The following is a 19,678-nucleotide window of genomic DNA, read 5'->3' on the forward strand; positions in this document are numbered from 1 at the left end:
CACCGATATCAGGCTCCGGCGCGATGCACATGACCGCACCGGATATCCGGATCATGTCAGTCGACGTCGGCCTCAGGGCCCTTGCCGACCTCGAGGCGGGCGAAGGCGAGGGCCTGGCCGCCGACCTCCTTGAAGAGATCGCCGATCGTCTTCGACGGATCCTTGACATAGGACTGCTCAAGCAGCACGTTCTCCTTGAAGAACGCGTTGAGACGGCCTTCGACGATCTTCGGGACGATCTGCTCCGGCTTGCCTTCGGCGAGCGACTTCTCGGTGGCGACGCGGCGTTCGCTCTCGACGACGTCCTCCGGGACGTCCTCGCGGGTGAGCCAGCGGGCGCCCATCGCCGAGATCTGCAGCGCGGCCTCATGGGCCACGGCTGCGCCGGCCTCGTCGGTCGCGATCATCGCGACGATGCTCGGCGGCATCTCAGCGGACTTCTTGTGGGCGTAGATCTCGACGCGCGGGCCGGTGATCTTCGCGAACTGGCCGACCTTGACGTGCTCGCCGAACAGCGCCGCGGCCTCTTCGATGTCGGTCTTCACGTCGCCGTCGGCGGAAGGCGCGCTGAGGACGTCGTCGATGCTGTTCGCGTCGGCCTTGACGGCGTCGGCGAGGACGGTGTTGGAGAAGTCGACGAACTTCGGGGTCTTCGCGACGAAGTCGGTCTCCGAGTTGAGCTCGACGGCGTAGCCGGTCTGTCCGTCGGCGGAATCGACGACGGTCGACGCGATCGTGCCTTCCTGGGCCTTGCGGCCCTCACGCTTGCCGGCCGCCTGGATGCCCTTGGCGCGGATGATCTCCTTCGCGCGCGCGACGTCGCCGTCGGCCTCGGTGAGCGCCTTCTTGACGTCCATCATGCCGGCGCCGGTCTCCTCGCGGACCTGCTTGATCAATGCTGCGGTGATTGCTGCCATTGATGTCTCCTTGGTTGAATCGGAAAAAAGAAAAGTGTACGGAGGCAAGCGGAGGACGGCGCAGACGCCGTCATCCGCTTGGGATCACTTGGACTCGGTGTCCTGCTCGGCCTGCGACGCCTCGAAGTGGGCGTCCGAACGGGCGGCTTCGGAGGAGGCACCTTCGGCCTCGTCGTCCTTGAGCACGGCGCTTTCGGTGACGACGGCGTTCTCACGGTCGGCGTTCTCGAGCAGTTCCTTCTCCCACGCGGCCATCGGCTGCTCGGAGGAGGCGCCTTCGGTCTGCGCGCTCTTGCCGGAACGCTCGAGCAGGCCTTCGGCGACGGCGTCGGCGAAGAGCGTCGTCAGCAGTTCGATGCCGCGGATCGCGTCGTCGTTCGCCGGGATCGGGTACTCGACGGTCTCCGGATCGGCGTTGGTGTCGACGATCGCGACGACCGGGATGCCGAGCTTGTGGGCTTCCTCGACCGCGAGGGCCTCCTTGTTGACGTCGACGACGAACATCGCGGAAGGCGTGCGGTTCATGTTGCGGATGCCGCCGAGCTGCTTCTCCAGCTTGTCCTTCTCGCGCTCGAGGAGCAGGAGCTCCTTCTTCGTCAGGCCGGAGCCGTGCACGTCGGAGAAGTCCATCTCCTCCAGCTCCTTGAGGCGGGTGACGCGCTTGGAGACGGTCTGGAAGTTGGTCAGCATGCCGCCGAGCCAACGCTCGGAGACGTACGGCATGTTCACACGGGTGGCCTGGGTCTTGATGGCCTCCTGGGCCTGCTTCTTCGTACCGACGAACAGCACCGTGCCGTTGTGCGCGACGGTCGTCTTGATGAAGTCGTAGGCGACGTCGATCAGGTCGAGCGTCTTGAACAGGTTGATGATGTAGATGCCGTTGCGCTCCGTGAGGATGTACTGCTTCATCTTCGGGTTCCAACGACGGGTCTGGTGTCCGAACTGGAGACCGGCCTTGAGCATCTCGCTCATCGTGATCTGAGCCATGGTATCGCTACCTTTCTTGTCGGTTATTGCCTGGCCATGCGGCATTGCGTGCAATCTCGCCCCGAGGGGTCCGACCGACCGACACAAGCCGTCGCTCGCATGGCGCGTTATCAGCGGTGCGCCGCATAGGGGATGTCTGGCGGCGGCCCATGCGCGCGACTGCACGGGGCGCCGGTTGGCACACCGTTGATGAATATACCATGCGCCCCTCCCAGAATCAATGGTTCCGCGAGGGGCGCATCCGTGGCGTTCGGCGCCGGTCAGGAGTTCAGGCTGCGCATACGACGCATCGCGGCGCGACGCTCGTCCTTCTCGAGCCGGTCGATGTAGACGTGGCCGTCTAGGTGGTCGGTCTCGTGCTGGAGCATGCGCCCCATGATGCCGTCGCCCTCGAGGACCACCTCGTTGCCGTCGAGATCGATGCCGCGCACACGCGCGTAGTCGGCGCGACGCGTCTTGTACCACAGGCCGGGCAGCGACAGGCAGCCTTCGTCGCCGTATTGCTCGCCGCGCGTCTCCTCAAGCACCGGGTTGAGCACGTAGCCGACGGTGCCGTCGATGTTGTAGGAGAAGGCGCGCAGGCCCACGCCGATCTGATTGGCGGACAGCCCCGCACGGCCGGGGTCGTCGACGGTGTCGAGCAGATCCTCGACGAGGCGGCGCACGGCCGGCGTGATCTCGGTGATCGGCTCGCACGGCGTGCGCAGGACCGGGTCGGGTACGACTCGTATTTCGCGGATTGCCACTGTTATGCTCCTCTTCGTTGCTTCGTTGGTTCCTGGTTCTTCTCGGCGCCCGGCGGCCTTCGGCACAGCGCGCGAAGCGGTCATCGCGCCGGGGCCGCGCCGTCCTTCGCGTCCGGGTCGGTCCGGGCGCCGGGATCGCCGCCGGCATCGGAGGCAGACGCATCGGCGTCCCGACCGTGCGAGACGTCGATGCGCTCGTCGCGCCATTCGCCGAGGCGCTCATGGACGCTGCCAATCGCCTGACGCACGCGCGGCGACACGTTCTCCGAGGCGGCGCGCACGCTTTCACCGGCCTTCTTGACCGTCTCGGTCGTGCTCTCCAGGATCTGCATGCCGACGTTCGGCGTGCGCACGACGGCCACCGGCGCATACAGCTCCCCGTCGATCACCTCGGCGTACCGTGCGAGTACCTTGGGGCGCACGACCTTCATGCTCGCGGTCATCGTACCCTCCTCGAGGCTGAAGTCCTGCGGCAGCACGATGAACTTGCGCACCGATTCGGCGCGGGAGACGTCGGCGTTCGCCCGGTCCACGTACTGCTGGATGAAGGAATGGACGGCGTCGCTGTTCGCGACGTCCTCCATCGGCATGTCCGGGTCGAGCCCCTGTTGCGCCAGCCACGATGGCGTCATCTCCGGGTCGAGCGTCACGAGGGCGCCGACGAACGGCCTGTTGTCGCCGACGACGACGGCGTGCGCCACGATCGGGCATTCGCAGATCGTACCCTCCATCGGCGCCGGGGAGACGTTCTTGCCGCCGGCCGTGATGATGATGTCCTTCTTACGGCCGGTGATGTACAGGAATCCCTCGTCGTCGATCGTGCCGAGGTCGCCGGTGTGGAGCCACCCGCTCGGCTCGAGGACCTCGTCGGTCATGCCGGGGTTGCGGTAGTAACCGAGGAACACGTTGGGGCCCTTGACCTCGATCTCGCCGTCCTCGGCGGTGCGGATCGCCATGCCGGGTCCCGGCCGGCCCACCGAACCGGGACGGTTCGCCTTCTGCCAGTTGACGACCATCGGGGCGGCCGTCTCCGTCATGCCGTAGCCCTGGATGAACGTGATGTCGTCCATGCCGTTGAAGAAATGCACGAGGTCGGTGTTGATCGGCGCGCCGCCGCAAGCGAGGTACCGCAGGTTGGGACCGAGCGCCGAACGGAACGAGGAGGCGACGGTGCTCATATAGAAGGAGTGCTTCATGCGCATGATGGCCGACGGCCTCTTGTGCTCGACCTCCATCTTCGACCATGCGACGAAATGCCTGAAGGCGTTTGCGAAGATGCGTCCCCGCATGCCGGCGCCGGCCTTCTGCGACGCGGCGTTGTACACCTTCTCGAAGACGCGCGGCACGCCGAGCAGATACGTCGGCTTGAAGCCACGCAGGTCGGCGAGCAGGTGTTTCGCGCCGGGCACGTATCCGACGACGCCGTGGCCGCCGATGGCCGTGTACTGGATGTAGCGCGCGAAGCAGTGCGCCAGCGGCAGGAACAGCAGCAGGCGGTTCGGCTCGTAGAGCATCTCGGGGAGGATCTCATAGCCGTTCTTGACGATGTGCGTGAAGTTGCGGTGCGACAGCATCGCGCCCTTCGGCTTGCCTGTCGACCCGGATGTGAAGACGATCGTCAGCAGGTCGTCGGCGCGCACGCGCCCGATCTCCTCGTCGAGCGCGTCGTCGTCGAGCGCCTCGCCGTAGTCGATGAGCGCGTCCAACGCGCCGTTCTTCAGGTTGAGGACGTGCTTGAGGCCCGGGTGGTCGGCGGCGACGTAGTCGAGCGTGTGCGTGTGCTCCTCGTCGCCTCCGAAGGCGATGAGCGGCTCCACCTCCTCGATGATCGACGTCGCCTGCTTGGGTGAATCGGTCTCGTAGATCGGCACCGACACCGCGCCGATCGCAGCGCACGCGAAGTCGAGGACGCCCCACTCATAGCAGGTGTCCGAGTACAGCACGACCATTGTGCCCTGCTTCGCGCCAAGGGCCATCAGGCCCTTGGCGACGCTGCGCACCTGGGCGAGCATCTCCCCCGCCATCACGTCGTTCCATTGGCGAGTCCTCTCGTCCTTCCATTGGGCGATGAGGTCGTCCGGTTCGGCGATCGCACGGTCGGCCAGCAGCGCGTACACGGTGTCCTTCTGCGTGGTCACATAGATGTTGTCGAGTCCATATTCCCTGAGCATGCCTCCCACTATAACGCAGGGCGTCGCACCGGACGTCCGCGTTCAGCCGAGGTCCATCATGTCGCACACCCAGCGCGCGCCCTGACGCACAAGTCGCATGTTGCCGCAATGGGGCGTCGCGCCGAGTGAGATGTGGATCGAGATCTCGAGCGTCCCCTCATTGAGCATCATCGCATGCACGAGGCGCGGCATGACCGGCGCGTAGCGCATCTTGAGCACGGGCTCGGGCAGCAGGTTGGGATTGCCCGCGAGGACCGAGCGCATCATCTCGATGCGCTCGATGCATTCGGGCTTGACGTACTTCGCGAGCGAATTGCCGGTCTGGCGCGCACGCATGACCTCGACCGCGGCGCAGACGGTGCGGCAGGCCTGCATCACCAGATTGCGGATGTATGCATCCGTGTACTCGTGCTCGAAGCACAGCTGCACATGGTAGTGCAGGAACTCGTCGCGCACCGCCAGCGGGATGTCGCCGTCGTAGGACGGCAGCGGCCGGCGCCTCGCATCGCGCTGCATGCGGCCGACGGCCCGCAGATCCTCGATGTGTGCGCGCTCGGCACGGCGGCGGTCGCGTTCAACCGCCTCGTCGAACTCCCTGCAGCTGCGCTCGTCCATCTCCTCGTAGAACGCCGCCAGCCCCAGGTCGAGGATCTCCTCGTCATCGGCGTCGTCGAACTCGTCATTCCGGTAATCGTCGTTGGCCTTCATCAAATGACCCCTTCCACTTCTCCCGCCCGCGGGAATCCCCCGCGCACCCATGGCCGCAGCCGTGTGCGCACGGAACCATATTCCTGTTTCGTTGATGCGCTGACGTGAGACCGCCTTCCCGGGGCGGGCCAAAGGACGGCAGGTCGTCTCGTCGAACACGAATCTAGCGCATTCTGCGCCGAAATGCCAACGGTTGCAGCACAAATGTCCATTTGTGGAAAACTTCTCGAATATCCACATAATCGCGGATTCATTGTGGATAACGCCAAACAACACTCATATGAAGCCCTTAACATGTTGTCCTTCCACGGTTTTCCAGCGACATTTTTGAATACGTTTGCACGTCAAAGCGGGCAGAAGCATACACTATTGCGACAATCTAACTATATTTGTCTAATCCACATAGTGAACAACTTCCGGAATTCCAGCCAGTACAAGTCGCCTGTGTTACGCCAAACGCATAATCTCCGGCCTGTAAGACATCTGCATCTTCCATCGCTTTACAAACGCCGTCCGACGGCAACCAAGAGGCCCCGAGCGCATGCCATTGCCGGCATGCGCTCGGGGCCTCCCTTGCGCCGACGAATGCGGTCAACGCCCGGTCGGCGTCACGACGACGTCGCAACGTTGGAAGTTCTTGAGATCGACGTAGCCGGTAGACGCCATTGCGCGGCGCAGCGCGCCGATGAAGTTCGTCTTGCCGTCGGCCATGTGGCTCGGCCCGTAGAGGATCTCCTCAAGTGTGCCAACGGTGCCGACGTCGGAGCGCAAACCACGCGGCAACGTCATGTGACGGGCCTCGGAGCCCCAATGCATACCATGGCCCGGCGCCTCCTTCGCCCTCGCGAGCGGCGCGCCGAGCATGCATGCGTCGGCGCCCATCGCAAGGGCCGTCACGAAGCTGCCAGAATCGCCCATGCCGCCGTCGGCGATGACCTGCACGTAGCGGCCGCCTGATTCGTCCATGTAGTCGCGACGCGCCTCGGCCACATCGGAGATCGCAGTCGCGAGCGGCACATGCACGCCGATCGTCTTGCGCACGGCCGAGACCGCGCCGCCGCCGAAACCGACGAGGACGCCGGCGGCGCCCGCGCGCATCAGATGCAGCGCGGCCGTGTAGTTCGCGGCGCCGCCGACGATGACCGGCACATCGAGGTCGTAGATGAACTTCTTGAGATTGAGCGGCTCATGGTCGGTCGAGACATGCTCCGCGGAGACGGCGGTGCCACGGATGACGAAGAGATCGACGCCCGCCTCGAGCACCGTGGAGTAGTACTGCTGCGTGCGCTGCGGGGACAGCGCGCCGGCGACGGTCACGCCGGCGTCGCGGATCTCGTGCAGTCTGGAGACGATGAGCTCCGGCTTGATCGGTTCGGCGTACGCCTGCTGCAGATAGGCCGTGGCCTCCTGAGGATCGAGCGCGGCGACATGCTCGAGGATAGGCTCCGGATCGTCGTAGCGGGTCCATAGGCCTTCGAGGTCGAGGACGCCGACGGTGCCGAGGCGGCCAAGCTCGATCGCCGTCTTCGGGCTCGTCACCGAGTCCATCGGCGCGCCGATGACCGGAATGTCGAACTGGTAGGCGTCCACCTGCCAGGCGGTAGAGACGTCCTGCGGATCGCGTGTGCGACGCGACGGGACGATCGCGATGTCGTCGAGACCATAGGCGATGCGGCCCTTCTTGCCGAGGCCGATTTCAATTTCCTGAGACATGGCTCCTAGGCTAATGCGCAGCTGTGACACGGCGCGACGCGGTTTTGGACAATCGTCCGTGGACGAAACAGTCATGCGCTATGCATGACTATGGAAACGTTCCGAGTCACTCATTGGAGGAGTCCCCCATGGCGAAAATCAAGGTCGAAGGCACGGTCGTCGAACTCGACGGCGACGAGATGACGCGCGTCATCTGGAAGGATATCAAGGACCGTCTCATCCTGCCCTACCTCGACGTCAACCTCGACTACTATGACCTGAGCATCCAGAACCGAGACGCGACCGACGACCAGGTGACCGTCGACGCCGCCGAGGCGATCAAGCGCGAGCACGTCGGCGTCAAATGCGCGACGATCACGCCCGACGAGGCCCGCGTCGAGGAATTCGGGCTCAAGAAGATGTGGAAGTCGCCGAACGGCACGATCCGCAACATCCTCGGCGGCACGATCTTCCGCGAGCCGATCGTCATCTCGAACATCCCGCGTCTCGTCCCGGGCTGGACGAAGCCGATCGTCGTCGCCCGCCACGCCTTCGGCGACCAGTACAAGGCGACCGACTTCAAGGTCCCGGGCCCGGGAAGCCTGACGGTGACGTTCACGCCGCAGGACGGCTCTGCACCGATCGAGCATCTCGTCTTCGACTATCCGGGACCGGGCGTCGCACAGGTGCAGTACAACCTCGACGATTCGATCCGCGGATTCGCGCGCGCCTGCTTCAACTACGGGCTGCTGCGCGGCTACCCGGTCTACCTGTCCACGAAGAACACGATCCTCAAAGCCTACGACGGCGAGTTCAAGGACATCTTCGCCGAGGTCTTCGAAACCGAATACAAGGAACGCTACGAGCAGGAGGGCCTGACCTACGAGCACCGACTCATCGACGACATGGTCGACAGCTCCCTCAAGTGGCATGGCGGCTACGTGTGGGCCTGCAAGAACTACGACGGCGACGTGCAGTCCGACACCGTCGCGCAGGGCTTCGGCTCCCTCGGCCTGATGACCTCGGTGCTGATGACCCCCGACGGCCAGACCGTTGAGGCCGAGGCGGCGCACGGCACCGTCACGCGCCATTACCGTCGCTGGCAGCAGGGCGAGAAGACGTCGACGAACCCGATCGCGTCGATCTATGCGTGGACCGGCGGCCTCAAGCACCGCGCGAAGCTTGACGGCACGCCCGAGGTCGCCGATTTCGCCGAAAAGCTCGAGCAGACGATCATCGCGACCGTCGAAGGCGGCCAGATGACGAAGGACCTCGCGATGCTCATCAGCCCCGACCACCCGTGGCTCGACACCGAGGGCTTCATGGACGCGCTCGACGAGAACCTGAACAAGGCGCTGCGCGGCTGACGCCGGCGTTCCCCTCGTGTGATGCCCCTTTCCGCTCCGGGAGAGGGGCATCACACGTGTTGCCGACTTCCTCGGGTACAATCGGTCCCGTCCCCCATCCCCCATAAGAAAGCGGTACGGCATGTCCCATCCGGGCTTCTCACTTCTGCGACGATGCATGGCGATGGCGCTATGCTGCGGCATGACGATCCCATTGGCGGCCTGTTCGCATTCGTCGACGGATGGCGCGTCCACGACCGCGACGCCGTCCGCGACGAACGGCCAAGTGGCGATGTTCGTGCCGACCGACAGCTTCACGATCTCGCAGAACGTGCCGATCAACACCTGGAACCGCCTCGTCGAGGCCACATCGGACGCGCTCGTCGAGCATGGATTCGCCGACGATGCCATCATGACGCACGCCGACGCCGACCTCGACAGGCAGAGCCGCAGCATCGAGACCTATGTACGCGACCACGTCCAGCGGGACGACGGCCGTGGGGGCGACGGACGGACGCTTGTCGTCGCGCCGGCGGTACGCACGGCCGAATCGACGAAGTACTACGGCGACTATGCGACGCAGACGCTCGAATCGACGGACGGCGGCGCGAAGACGGCCGAGGCGCTCAACCGCACCGTCGCGGCGCTCGACCGGGCGAAGTCGGCCGGCGTGCACGTCGTCGTCCTGTCGACGCGCATCCCCGGCTTCACGCCGGACGCCTTCGTGTCGATCTGCGATGCCGAGCAGATCGGCCGCATGCAGGCGCAGCAACTCGTCAACAAGCTCGAGCTCGACAAGACGAGCAGGGACAACCCCAAACGCATCGAGATCATGCTGCCCTTCGACGGCGAGGCTTCGCACCCCGACGACGAGCAGCGTTTCGCCCGCGACGCGTTCAAGGGGGTGTGGAGCGTGCTCGGCACCTACTTCCGCGCCGGCGTCGTCGTCAGCCCGTCACTGAAGCTGTCCGCCTCGTCGACCGAGGACGACTGGCGCGCCGTGGCCTTCCAGGCGCGCAAGAGCGATGACGTCGTCGACGAGATCAAAGCGCGCCTGCACACGAACACGAAAGGCGCCTTCACACCGATCGATGGCGTCATCTCGATGAACGACTTCGTCGCCGACGGCGTCATCAAGGGGCTGAAGGCCATGGGCTACGTCGGCACCGCCGCCGACGTCAACCCGTCGATCACGATCGGCGACGTCCTCGGCAACATCGCCGGACGGCGCGACGTGCAGCGCGGGAAGGCGCCCGAGCCGACCCAGGCCCCGCAGATCGACGACGGCGACGGGAGGGACGCTTCCGGCGACGGCGAGGCCGTGCCGGTGACGTCCAACCGCTGGCCGATCGTCACCGGCTATGGTTCGTACGTGAGCAACATCCCGAACATCGTCGACGGCAAGCAGTGGATGACCGGCCTCGCCGACCGCAACGGCAATGCCTCCGGCCTCGCCGGCATCTGCCGGGCCCTCAACCGCAACGGCGCCAAGGCCGCGCTGGAGCACTTCAACACGGTCGACGGTGTGCCGACGATGGCGCTCCCGCTCATCGCCGTCAGCGCCGGCAACCTCAAGGCGACGCTCATCGACCCGGGTTACATCTCGCTCGCCGACGCCGACCTGTAAGGCATCAGTCGACGAGCACAACGCGCTGCGGCCGCAGCCAGCGTTCCGGGTCGACGTACCGCCTGCCCGCCATGCGGATGCCCCAGTGCACGCATGCGCCGTCGCAATGGTCGCTTGAACCGGACATCGTGCCGAATGGACGACCGCGTCTCACTTTCGTCCCGACGGCCAATGTCGTGACCGCCGGCTCGAAAGTGAGCGTCCACGCGCCGTGGACGATGCTCACGACCGACTTGCCGCCCACCTTCCCGGCGAAACTGACGGTGCCGTCGGCGGGGGCGACAAGCGTCGCGCCTTCGTCGGCCGCGATGTCGACGCCCCGGTGACCGGCGAGCCACACCTGCGCAGGTGCGTCGAAGGGCGAGACGATCACCCCTCCCTTGACCGGCAGCACCATCGTCGGCTCGCATCCGCCGTCGGCGTATGCGCAATCGGCCGTGCGCACGCCGATCGCGCTGATCGTGGCCGTGGCGACGATCAGCGTCGACGTCGCCACGAGCGCAGTGAGCCGCCGGCGCCCTCGTATCGCCTCGAACCTCTTTCTGCGACGGGCGCGGCGCGCACGCGCCTGCTCATCATGACGTTCCATATGATTCCTCCTTCGGCCGCTGGAACATGTCGTCGTTCCACTATCCGGCGCAGGCGGCGCGCATGTCCACCGCGACGGGGATATGTGTACGGACGGTCCCGAACGCGGCGTGTCGCGATCAAAGCAGGCCAATTGATGTGGATGGCCGTCGCATATGCAACAAAATTGCCGCCACGGCAGGCACAAAGAGAAGGGTGATGGAAGGAGCCATGGGCATCCGTCAATCGAGCGAGTCGAGCACGTCGTCGATGAGCGTGCGCTCCGGCATACGCCCCTCGTCGAGGTCGCGCAGCCGCGGGAAGCGGCGCAGCGCGTTCGTCGGGCTCGCCCCCGCCGCGCGCGACACGTTCGATTTGCTCACGCCGTGTCCCACCGCACGTTCGGCGAGCCGATCGACGAGCGAGTCGCACACTTGCCGCAGGCGCTCCGCCACCCACAGCTGCGCGAGCTCGGGCGACATTCCCCAGTCCTCGACGAGCTCCGCCGACGACTCCTGCACCGCCGCCCACAACACCATGAACGGCTTGCGGTAATAGGCAATCTGCTCGTCGAGCGGCTCCCCGTCGAGCTGTTCGAGCGCATGGCGATCATCGGTGTTCACGCTCATACGCCCTCCCACCCGGTGCGGAACCATTGCAATGAGGCCATCCTCACGGGATGGCCTCGAACAAGCTGGTCGGGCTGACAGGATTTGAACCTGCGACATTCTGCTCCCAAAGCAGACGCGCTACCAAACTGCGCCACAGCCCGTCATGCGAAGGCATCCGCCTTCAGGCACAAGATGAAATAATACCATGACTTGCGCCCACCTCGTTACAATGTGGAGTGTCGTACCGGAAAGGGAAACCATGAAACGTCATCAGAGGGCCGAATCAGCCGGCTTAATCTCGTTCTTCTGCTGCGCGGTGGTCGGCGGCGCCGCCATCATGGCCTATCTGCGCTGGGCGCCCGCCATCTGGCAGCTGTCGCAGCGCCGATTCATGGCCGCCGGCGCGCTCGTCGGCGCCTGCGGCGTCGTCTCGTTCGTCATCGGCTACACGCACCGCATCAGGATGCTCAACGACCACGTCATGTGGGTGGTCCATCTGCGCCGCGCCTTCGAGATCGTCGCTTTGTCCTTCGTCTACGCGGTCACGCTGTTCCTGACCAGCTACACCTTGTTCTGGGTGCTCAACTCGATGATGGGCAAGGTCGTCTTCGAGATGTACCTGCCGGCGCTCACCGCGACATTCGCAGGAGTGTGCGGCTACCTCACCTTCGTGCAGGCCGAACTGATGAACGCGAAGACGCTCGCGTCGCTGCTGCCCTTCTTCGTCATCGCCGGCGTCGGCACCGCCTGTTCGACGACGAACGACCCCCACTGGTTCCGCAACAACTTCTCCGAGCTCGGCGACCGCACGACCTTCGCAGCGAGCATGTTCAACATCACGCTCGTCTTCGGCGGCCTGTCGATCATCATCATCACCTACTTCGCGATCTCCGAGCTCATCGCCACCTATCAGGTCATCCGCCCCAACGGCTCCATCGGCATCCGCACCCCGCAGGTCTCCTACCACATCCCCCGCTTCAAGGTGCGCATCACACTGCTGTCGATCCTGTTGACGCTCTCCGGCATCGCGTTCATCGGCATCGGCACCTTCCGCTACACGCCCCACCCGATCCTGCACAACGTGTTCGCCCGCGGCATGCCATGCGTCATGTTCGCGCTGCTCATCGCGCTCCCCTGGCTTGCACCGCAGCTCAGCCGCGCGTTCTTCGTCATCTCCGACATCGCGATCCTTGTGTGCGTCATCGCCGGCGTCGCATGGCTGCAGGGCGAGAACACGCTCACGAACGTCGAGGCGCTCGCGGCGATGCTCTTTCTCGGTTGGTTCATCGGCTTCTCCCGGCAGATCGCCGCGATCGAGGCGGACCGCATCCAACAGCAGCTCATCGCGCATGAGGTCGTCAATACCGACAAGCTCGACAGTCTGTTCAGCGACGAGGAGAGCTCCGGATTCAGCACCGTCCTGACCGACACCAATTCGCCGGTGTTCGCCGCACAGCTCAACGAGAACGGGCAACACCGCCAGATCACCCGGGACTAGCGGAGCTCTGCGCATGGGAGGACCCCGGATTCCCGTACGGGAATCCGGGGTCCTCCCATGCGCAGACGCCGAAACGCGCGGCGGCCGGCTCAGCCGAAGAGCGCCTTGCCGTCCGCCTTGTCGTCGCTCATGAGCAGCAGGAAGCTGCGCGACTGCGCGGTGATCGCGAATCCGGCTTCGTAGTTGAGTTCCGGGCCGTCCGGGTTATGCGTATCGACGACAAGCTTCCATTTGCGGCCGTACCGTTCGTCCGGCAGCGTGAACATGATCGGCTCGTAGTGCGCGTTGAAGATGAGGATGAAATCGTTGTCGACGATCGTGTTGCCGTACCAGTCGGTCTCCGGGATGTCGCCGCCGTTGAGGAACACCATGATGGACAACGCATGCGTGTTCTGCCACGCCTCAAGATCCATGATCGCGCCGTTATGGTCGAACCATTCGACCTGCGGCAGGGCGCCGTCCGGCATGCCCGCCTCACGGCCGGTGAAGAACCGGCGCCGGTGCAGCACCGGATGCTCGAGACGCAGATGGACGAGCTTGGAGACGAAGTCGAGCATGTCGCGCTGGTAGTCCTTGAGGTTCCAGTGCGTCCACGAGATCTCGTTGTCCTGGCAATAGCCGTTGTTGTTGCCCAGCTGCGTGCGGCAGACCTCGTCGCCGCCGCAGATCATCGGGATGCCTTGGCTGAACAGCAGCGTCGAGAACATGTTGCGCATCTGCCTGTGGCGCAGCTCGTTGATGTCGCGGATCGTCGTGGGTCCTTCGACGCCGCAGTTCCACGAGCGGTTGTTGTTCTCTCCGTCGCGGTTGCCCTCGCCGTTCGCCTCGTTGTGCTTGTTGTTGTAGCTGACCAGATCGTTCATCGTGAAGCCGTCATGCGCCGTCACGAAGTTGATCGACGCCACGGGCTTGCGACCGTTGTGCTGGTAGAGGTCGGAACTGCCCATGATGCGGCTGGCGAACTCGGGCAGTGTCGCCGGCTGCGATCTCCAGAAATCGCGCACGCAGTCGCGGTAGCGGCCGTTCCACTCCGACCAGTTCGGCGGGAATCCGCCGACCTGGTAGCCCCCCGATCCCAGATCCCACGGTTCTGCGATGAGCTTGACCCGAGAGATGACCGGATCCTGTTCGACGATGTCGAAGAACGCCGAGAGCTTGTCGACCTCCTGGAATTGCCGTGCGAGCGTCGCCGCGAGGTCGAAGCGGAAGCCGTCGACGTGCATCTCCTGCACCCAGTAGCGCAGCGAGTCGGTGATGAGCTGCAACGTGTGCGGCGAACGCATGAGCAGTGAGTTGCCCGTGCCGGTCGTGTCGAAATAATGCAGATTGTCGTTGTCGACGAGTCTGTAGTAGGACAGGTTGTCGATGCCCTTGAAGCTCAGCGTCGGCCCCTTGTCGTTGCCTTCGGCGGTATGGTTGTAGACGACGTCGAGGATGACCTCGATGCCGGCGGCGTGGAAGGCCTTGACCATCGAACGGAACTCGTTGACCTGTTCACCGCGCTGCCCTTGGCTTGAATAGGCGTTGTGCGGCGCGAAGAAGCCGATCGTGTTGTAGCCCCAGTAGTTGCCCAGGCCCTTCTCCTGCAGGAAGGGGTCGTTGATGAACTGGTGGATCGGCATCAGTTCGATCGCCGTGATTCCCAGCCCTTTGAGGTAGTCGATGACGGCGGGGTGCGCCAGGCCTGCATAGGTGCCGCGGATCTCCGGAGGGACGTTCTTGTTGAGGTTCGTCATGCCGCGCACATGCGCCTCGTAGATGACCGAATCCGAATACGGGATGTTCGGACGCTGGTCGTTGTCCCAGTCGAAGAACGGGTTGACGACGACCGATTTCATCGTATGGCCCGACGAGTCGAGGTCGTTCATGTCGTCCGGGTTGTCGGCGTCGTTGAACCAATAGGAATACAGGCTCTCATCGCCGTCGATATTGCCTTCGATCGCCTTCGCGTAGGGGTCGAGCAGCAGCTTGTTCGGGTTGCACCATTCGCCGTTGTGCGGATTGTACGGGCCGTACACGCGGTACCCGTAGCGCTTACCGGGCTGGATGCCGGGGATGTAGATGTGCCATACGAACGAGTTCTGCTCGGTCAGTTCGACGCGGGTCTCATTGTCCTGCTCGTCGAACAGACACAGTTCCACCTTCTCGGCCATCTGTGAGAACAGTGCGAAATTGACTCCCGCCCCATCGTAGCTTGCTCCGAGCGGGTACATGGATCCTGGTCTTGTCTGCATGCTTTCAGTATGGCACATCCGCGTCGCGTCCTCCCGGTTTCGTTCATCGGATAGCGTCAAGACCGCGGGCGCCGGCGTCGCCCATCCGTTCGCTCAGGCGTCGGATCCGCTCATGCTGGATCGCGATGATCGAGTTCGACGCCGTGATCGGCAGCGTCAGCAACGTCGGCCAGTCGACCCAGGCCGATTCGACGTGCTCGTCGGCGTCGAATCGGCGTTCCCCCTGACTCCAGCCCTGCAGATGCAGCACGGCGATGTGCGCGAGCTCGTCCGTCATGCCCTCCGACGAATAATAGGATCCGGCTTCGTCGATGACGACGTCGTCGGGGATGACACCCGTCTCCTCGCGTAGTTCGCGCAGCATCGCCTGATGCGGGTCCTCCCCCGGGTCGATGAGCCCCGCCGGCAGTCCGATCGTCGTGATGTTCGCGCCGGCGCGGTATTCACGTTCGACGAGATACCGGTCGGATCGCACGTCGTGCACGAGCATGACGACGCAGGGCGCATGCACGACGACCTGACGGTGGATGAGCGTCTCGCCGCCGCCGTCGCGGGTCAATGCCACCGTGCGGTCCTCGACGGTGAAGATTGCGCCGCGGTACTTCGTCTCGCTGTCCACGACGCGTGCCGGCACGTCCATGTCAATGCCGTCGGACGTGGCGTCGAACAATGAGTCGAGTCGCGTGAGACGTCCGTCATCCTGATATGCGCCATGGCGTCCGGGTTCAGCGGCCATCGACGTCCCCTTTCGTGAAGTTCGCGCCCAGCGACAGATCCCACGGGTCGGTGTTCATGCGGTTCCAGCGCACCTGCGGACGCGAGCCGGTGGCGAGTTCGACGGCGTTCGGAACATCCTCGAGCGCATAGGAGAACCACAGCGATTCGATGGCGCTGTGCGGCGTGTTGATGAGGGCGGGGCGCATATGGCCATCGCCGTGTCCGAGCGACACGCCGGACTTGCGCATCGCCGCCTCGTACAGGCTTTCCTGCAGTTCGTCGGTCGCCGGATGGTGGCGCAGGTCGCTCGTGACGTAGACGTCGACGCCGAGCGCGTTCACCTCGTTGAACATCGAATCCCCCGAGCCGGGCAGCACGCCCACCGTGCGCACCGGCGCGTCGAGGTCCCCGGCGATCTGGATGCCGTGGCGCGTGGCGGGCAGCGCCTGCGCCACGCGTTCGGCGAAGTCGCGCAGCGTCATCGGTTCAGGCAACCGCCCGACCCTCCCGAGACCGACGGCGTGCGGCGTGCTCGCATCGTCGATCGGCACCATCGGCGTCTGATCCACAAGACCGAAGGCGTCGGCCGCGGCCATGCCGACGCCGCGCCAGGCCGCGTCGGCGTTCGTATGGCCGACCCAGAGCGCGCAATGCCCGCGGTAGAGCCGTGAGACGATCTCGCCGCGGAACGTGTTCCCGGAGACCTCGTGCACGGCCCGGAAAAACAGCGGATGATGGCATACGAGCAGCTGCGCGCCGTTGTCGACGGCGTCACGGACAACGTCCATCGTCGGATCGGCGGCGAACACGATCGAATCGGCAGGGTCTTTGAGGTCCCCGACGATGAGGCCGGGATGGTCCCACGATTCCGCATATCGTAGCGGATACAGCGTCTCGAGTATATCGACGGTCTGCTTGAGGTTTGCCATGAAGCTTCCTTTCCGTAAGTTACTTATTACTTTGAAGCGAAAACGCCCCTCCGCACGAAGGGGACGGGCGGGTCAGTGGGCGGCTCGCTGCCAATCGACGCCGACGCCGGTGGAGACGTCGAGCGGGACGGCGAGGTCGACGGCGTGCTCCATCGCGTCCTTGACGAGCGCCGTCGCCTCCTCCACCTCACCGGCGGCGAGTTCGACGACGAGTTCGTCGTGGATCTGCAGCACGACGCGGCTCACGAGCTTCGCGTCGCGCAGCGCGCGGTCGGCGCGGATCATCGCTATCTTCATGATGTCGGCGGCCGAGCCTTGGATCGGGGCGTTGAGCGCACCGCGTTCGGCGGCGTCCCGACGCTGCCGGTTCGGCGAATTGAGATCCGGGAAATAGCGCCGGCGTCCGAATATCGTCTCGGTGTAACCGGTGCGCCGCGCGTTCGCGACGAGCGACTCGAGATAGTCGTGCACCTTGCCGAAGGTCTCGAAATACCGGTCGCGCAGCGTCGTCGCCTCGCCGTTCGAGATGCCGAGCTGCTTGGACAGGCCGTAGGTGCTCAGCCCGTAGGCCAGACCGTAGCTCATCGCCTTGACGCGGCCGCGTTCGTCCGGTGTGACCTCGTCGACCGGCACTCCGAAGACGAGGCTGGCGACATAGCGGTGGAAGTCGGCGCCCGACCTGAAGGCCTCGATAAGCGCCTCGTCGCCGGAGAGATCGGCCATGATGCGCAGCTCTACCTGCGAGTAATCGGCGCTGAGCAGATCGACGAAGCCGTCGCCCGGCACGAATCCGGAACGGATCTCGCGACCGGCGGCGTTGCGGTTGGGGATGTTCTGCAGATTGGGGTCGACCGAGCTCAGACGTCCCGTCGCCGTGACCGTCTGCGTGAAGGTCGTATGGATGCGGCCGTCCTTCGGGTCGATTGCGTCGATGAGCGTCTCGACGATCTGCTTGAGCTTGTTCGTCTCGCGGTGCCGCAGCAGTGCGCCGAGGAACTCGTTCGCCTTCGACCCCTCCTCGCTTGTCGCGTACAGCATCTGCAGCGCGGCGGCGTTCGTCGTGTACGACCCCTTCCTCGTCTTCTTCGTGGGCGTCAGTCCCATCTCCTCGAACAGGACGACGCCGAGCTGCTTGGGGCTCTGCAGGTTGAGGCTGCGGCCGGCGGCGCGCTCGGCGATGGCTTCCATCCGCGCCGACTCGTCGGCGAATTGCGCGTGCAGCTCGTCAAGGCGTGCGCGGTCGACGCTCGCGCCGATGCGCTCCATATGGAACAGCACGCGCGAGGTCGGCAGTTCGATGTCGCGCAGCAGCGGGTACTGCTCACGTCGCTCGATTTCAGGGGCCAGACGGCGCGCAAGCGCGGCGACGACGGCGGCGTGGTCGATGCAACGTTGGGCCGGATCCTCGTCCTGGTCGTCGTCTTCGAAACCGAGGGTGCCTTGGCTCGGTCCTTCGGCGTGTCCGTCGATGTGGATGTCGAGGAAGTGGGCGGCGCACTCCTCGAGGCTGCCGCCTTGGAAGTCGGGGTCGATGAGATATCCGGCGAGGTTCGTGTCGAACAGGACCGATGGGCAGCGCAGGCCGGCGGCGGTGAGCATATGCAGAGATTCCTTGAAGCCGTGCACGCTCATGCTGCCTGCGCGGGTGTCAAGCAGCGCACGCAGCGTGTCGTGGTAACGCGGATCTGCGGGGTCGAAGACGACGGCATGCGCGCCGGCCATGATGGCGGCCATGCGCGCGGCGGCATGGCCCGGCTTGGCATCGCCGTCGACGTACAGCGTCCATGAACGGCGCACGGCGTCGGCGCATTGCATGCCCTGCCGGTCGTATTCGGCGATGACGTCGAGGCTGCGGTCAGGCCCGTCGCCGGTCGCGTCGGCCGGCGGGCAGTACTGTTCGATCCACATGCTCAGGGACGCGGCATCGGTGAGCGTGTCGACGAGCGGTTCGACGATCGCGGGTATCGACGACTCTTCCTGACGCCCCGAGGCGTCCGTCGCCGTGTTGAAGGACGCGAGCAGTTTCGTGCGGGTGCGTTCGCCGAACTGCAGTTCGCCGAAGAGCCGTTCGGTGAGGTCGGCGTCGGCGTGCCCGTAGCCGAGATCGTCGATCGTCACGCCGAGGTCGAGGTCGCGCACGAGCGTGTTGACTCGGCGGTTGAGACGGACCTGATCGAGGTTCTCGCGCAGCGCCTCGCCTTTCTTCCCGCCGATTTCGTCGGCGTGTTCGATGATGGCGTCGAGGCTGCCGTACTGGTTGATCCATTTCGCGGCGAAGCCGTCGCCGACGCCGGGCACGCCCGGGATGTTGTCCGAGGTCTCGCCGCGCAGCGCGGCGAGGTCGGGGTATTGCCGCGGCGTCACATGGTATTTGGCTTCGACGGCGGCGGGGTCCATGTGTTTGAGGTCCTTGAAATGGTAGCCCGGGTAGAGCACGGTCACGTCGTCGTCGATGAGCTGGAAGGCGTCGCGGTCGCCGGACAGGACAAGGACGCGGCAGCCGTCGCGCTCGCCCATCGTCGCGAGCGTGGCGATGACGTCATCGCCTTCGTAGCCTGTCTTTTCGATCCATCGCACGCCGAGCGCGGTCAGCGCCTGCTGGATGAGCGGCAGCTGGCTGAGCAGCTCCTCGGGGGCCGCTTCGCGTGTGCCTTTGTATTGGGCGAGCAGTTCGTTGCGGAAGGTGCCGCCTTTGACGTCGAATGCGATGCCGACGCGGTCGGGTTTTTCGGTTTCGATGACTTGGGAGAGCATCGTCAGGAAGCCGTATACGGCGTTCGTGGCCTGGCCGTCCTCCGTGCTGAAGTTGTCGACGGGCAGCGCGTAGAACGCACGGAAGGCGAGCGAATGGCCGTCGACGACGAGCAGCGTTGGGCGCGTGGTTGTTGAGGGGTCCATGGGTGTCCGATCATGCTTGGGGTTGGGTGT

15 protein-coding genes and 1 tRNA gene are annotated in these 19,678 nt (G+C 64.9%); 3 read left to right on the plus strand and 13 right to left on the minus strand.

The window, feature by feature from the left end:
- Nucleotides 1-56 precede the first annotated feature (56 nt).
- The 6 genes from tsf to B1400_RS06905 form a co-directional block, all read right to left on the minus strand.
- Entirely contained in the window at nt 57-917 is an 861-nt protein-coding gene (gene tsf, locus B1400_RS06880; protein ID WP_095613673.1) for a translation elongation factor Ts, read from the minus strand.
- A gap of 84 nt (nt 918-1,001) precedes the next feature.
- Nucleotides 1,002-1,904 carry a 30S ribosomal protein S2 gene (gene rpsB / locus B1400_RS06885; protein ID WP_095613674.1) on the minus strand — a complete coding sequence of 301 codons (903 nt, stop codon included), beginning with the start codon at nt 1,902-1,904 and terminating at the stop codon, nt 1,002-1,004.
- A gap of 260 nt (nt 1,905-2,164) precedes the next feature.
- Nucleotides 2,165-2,650: a peptide deformylase gene (locus B1400_RS06890; RefSeq protein WP_095613675.1), complete on the minus strand. Its 486-nt coding sequence runs from the start codon at nt 2,648-2,650 to the stop codon at nt 2,165-2,167.
- A gap of 80 nt (nt 2,651-2,730) precedes the next feature.
- The gene (locus B1400_RS06895) at nt 2,731-4,821 is read right to left on the minus strand and encodes an AMP-dependent synthetase/ligase (protein WP_095613720.1); all 2,091 of its coding nucleotides are present in this window, start codon (nt 4,819-4,821) and stop codon (nt 2,731-2,733) included.
- 42 nt (nt 4,822-4,863) lie between these two features.
- Nucleotides 4,864-5,529, minus strand: a complete 666-nt coding sequence (locus tag B1400_RS06900) for an Rv3235 family protein (RefSeq protein WP_095613676.1) — start codon at nt 5,527-5,529, stop codon at nt 4,864-4,866.
- Nucleotides 5,530-6,120: 591 nt separating this feature from the next.
- The gene (locus tag B1400_RS06905) at nt 6,121-7,242 is read right to left on the minus strand and encodes a GuaB3 family IMP dehydrogenase-related protein (RefSeq protein ID WP_095613677.1); all 1,122 of its coding nucleotides are present in this window, start codon (nt 7,240-7,242) and stop codon (nt 6,121-6,123) included.
- 128 nt (nt 7,243-7,370) lie between these two features.
- On the opposite strand from B1400_RS06905, the gene B1400_RS06910 reads away from it, so the two are divergent.
- Entirely contained in the window at nt 7,371-8,588 is a 1,218-nt protein-coding gene (locus tag B1400_RS06910) for an NADP-dependent isocitrate dehydrogenase (RefSeq protein WP_095613678.1), read from the plus strand.
- 181 nt (nt 8,589-8,769) lie between these two features.
- The gene (locus tag B1400_RS06915; RefSeq protein ID WP_157909656.1) at nt 8,770-10,194 is read left to right on the plus strand and encodes a substrate-binding domain-containing protein; all 1,425 of its coding nucleotides are present in this window, start codon (nt 8,770-8,772) and stop codon (nt 10,192-10,194) included.
- A 4-nt stretch (nt 10,195-10,198) separates the two neighbouring features.
- Here B1400_RS06915 and B1400_RS06920 read toward each other — a convergent pair whose 3' ends face one another.
- The 3 genes from B1400_RS06920 to B1400_RS06930 form a co-directional block, all read right to left on the minus strand.
- The gene (locus tag B1400_RS06920; RefSeq protein ID WP_235607373.1) at nt 10,199-10,783 is read right to left on the minus strand and encodes a M23 family metallopeptidase; all 585 of its coding nucleotides are present in this window, start codon (nt 10,781-10,783) and stop codon (nt 10,199-10,201) included.
- A gap of 220 nt (nt 10,784-11,003) precedes the next feature.
- Nucleotides 11,004-11,390, minus strand: a complete 387-nt coding sequence (locus B1400_RS06925) for a transcriptional regulator (RefSeq protein WP_095613680.1) — start codon at nt 11,388-11,390, stop codon at nt 11,004-11,006.
- A gap of 66 nt (nt 11,391-11,456) precedes the next feature.
- Nucleotides 11,457-11,533 (minus strand) — tRNA-Pro (locus B1400_RS06930).
- Between the two features lie 98 nt (nt 11,534-11,631).
- Here B1400_RS06930 and B1400_RS06935 point away from each other — a divergent pair.
- Complete coding sequence (locus B1400_RS06935) at nt 11,632-12,870, plus strand: ABC transporter permease (protein WP_133064638.1); 1,239 nt, start codon at nt 11,632-11,634, stop codon at nt 12,868-12,870.
- 89 nt (nt 12,871-12,959) lie between these two features.
- Here the strand turns inward: B1400_RS06935 and glgX are convergent, their stop codons facing one another.
- The 4 genes from glgX to polA form a co-directional block, all read right to left on the minus strand.
- Nucleotides 12,960-15,104, minus strand: a complete 2,145-nt coding sequence (glgX, locus tag B1400_RS06940; RefSeq protein ID WP_235607374.1) for a glycogen debranching protein GlgX — start codon at nt 15,102-15,104, stop codon at nt 12,960-12,962.
- A 43-nt stretch (nt 15,105-15,147) separates the two neighbouring features.
- Entirely contained in the window at nt 15,148-15,744 is a 597-nt protein-coding gene (locus tag B1400_RS06945) for an NUDIX hydrolase (protein WP_407641080.1), read from the minus strand.
- 85 nt (nt 15,745-15,829) lie between these two features.
- Entirely contained in the window at nt 15,830-16,750 is a 921-nt protein-coding gene (locus tag B1400_RS06950; protein ID WP_095613684.1) for a Nif3-like dinuclear metal center hexameric protein, read from the minus strand.
- 72 nt (nt 16,751-16,822) lie between these two features.
- Nucleotides 16,823-19,648, minus strand: coding sequence for a DNA polymerase I (polA, locus tag B1400_RS06955; RefSeq protein WP_095613685.1), 2,826 nt, complete (start codon nt 19,646-19,648; stop codon nt 16,823-16,825).
- Nucleotides 19,649-19,678: the final 30 nt, after the last annotated feature.

The sequence above is a fragment of the Bifidobacterium italicum genome (genome assembly GCF_002286915.1).
Taxonomy (GTDB): domain Bacteria; phylum Actinomycetota; class Actinomycetes; order Actinomycetales; family Bifidobacteriaceae; genus Bifidobacterium; species Bifidobacterium italicum.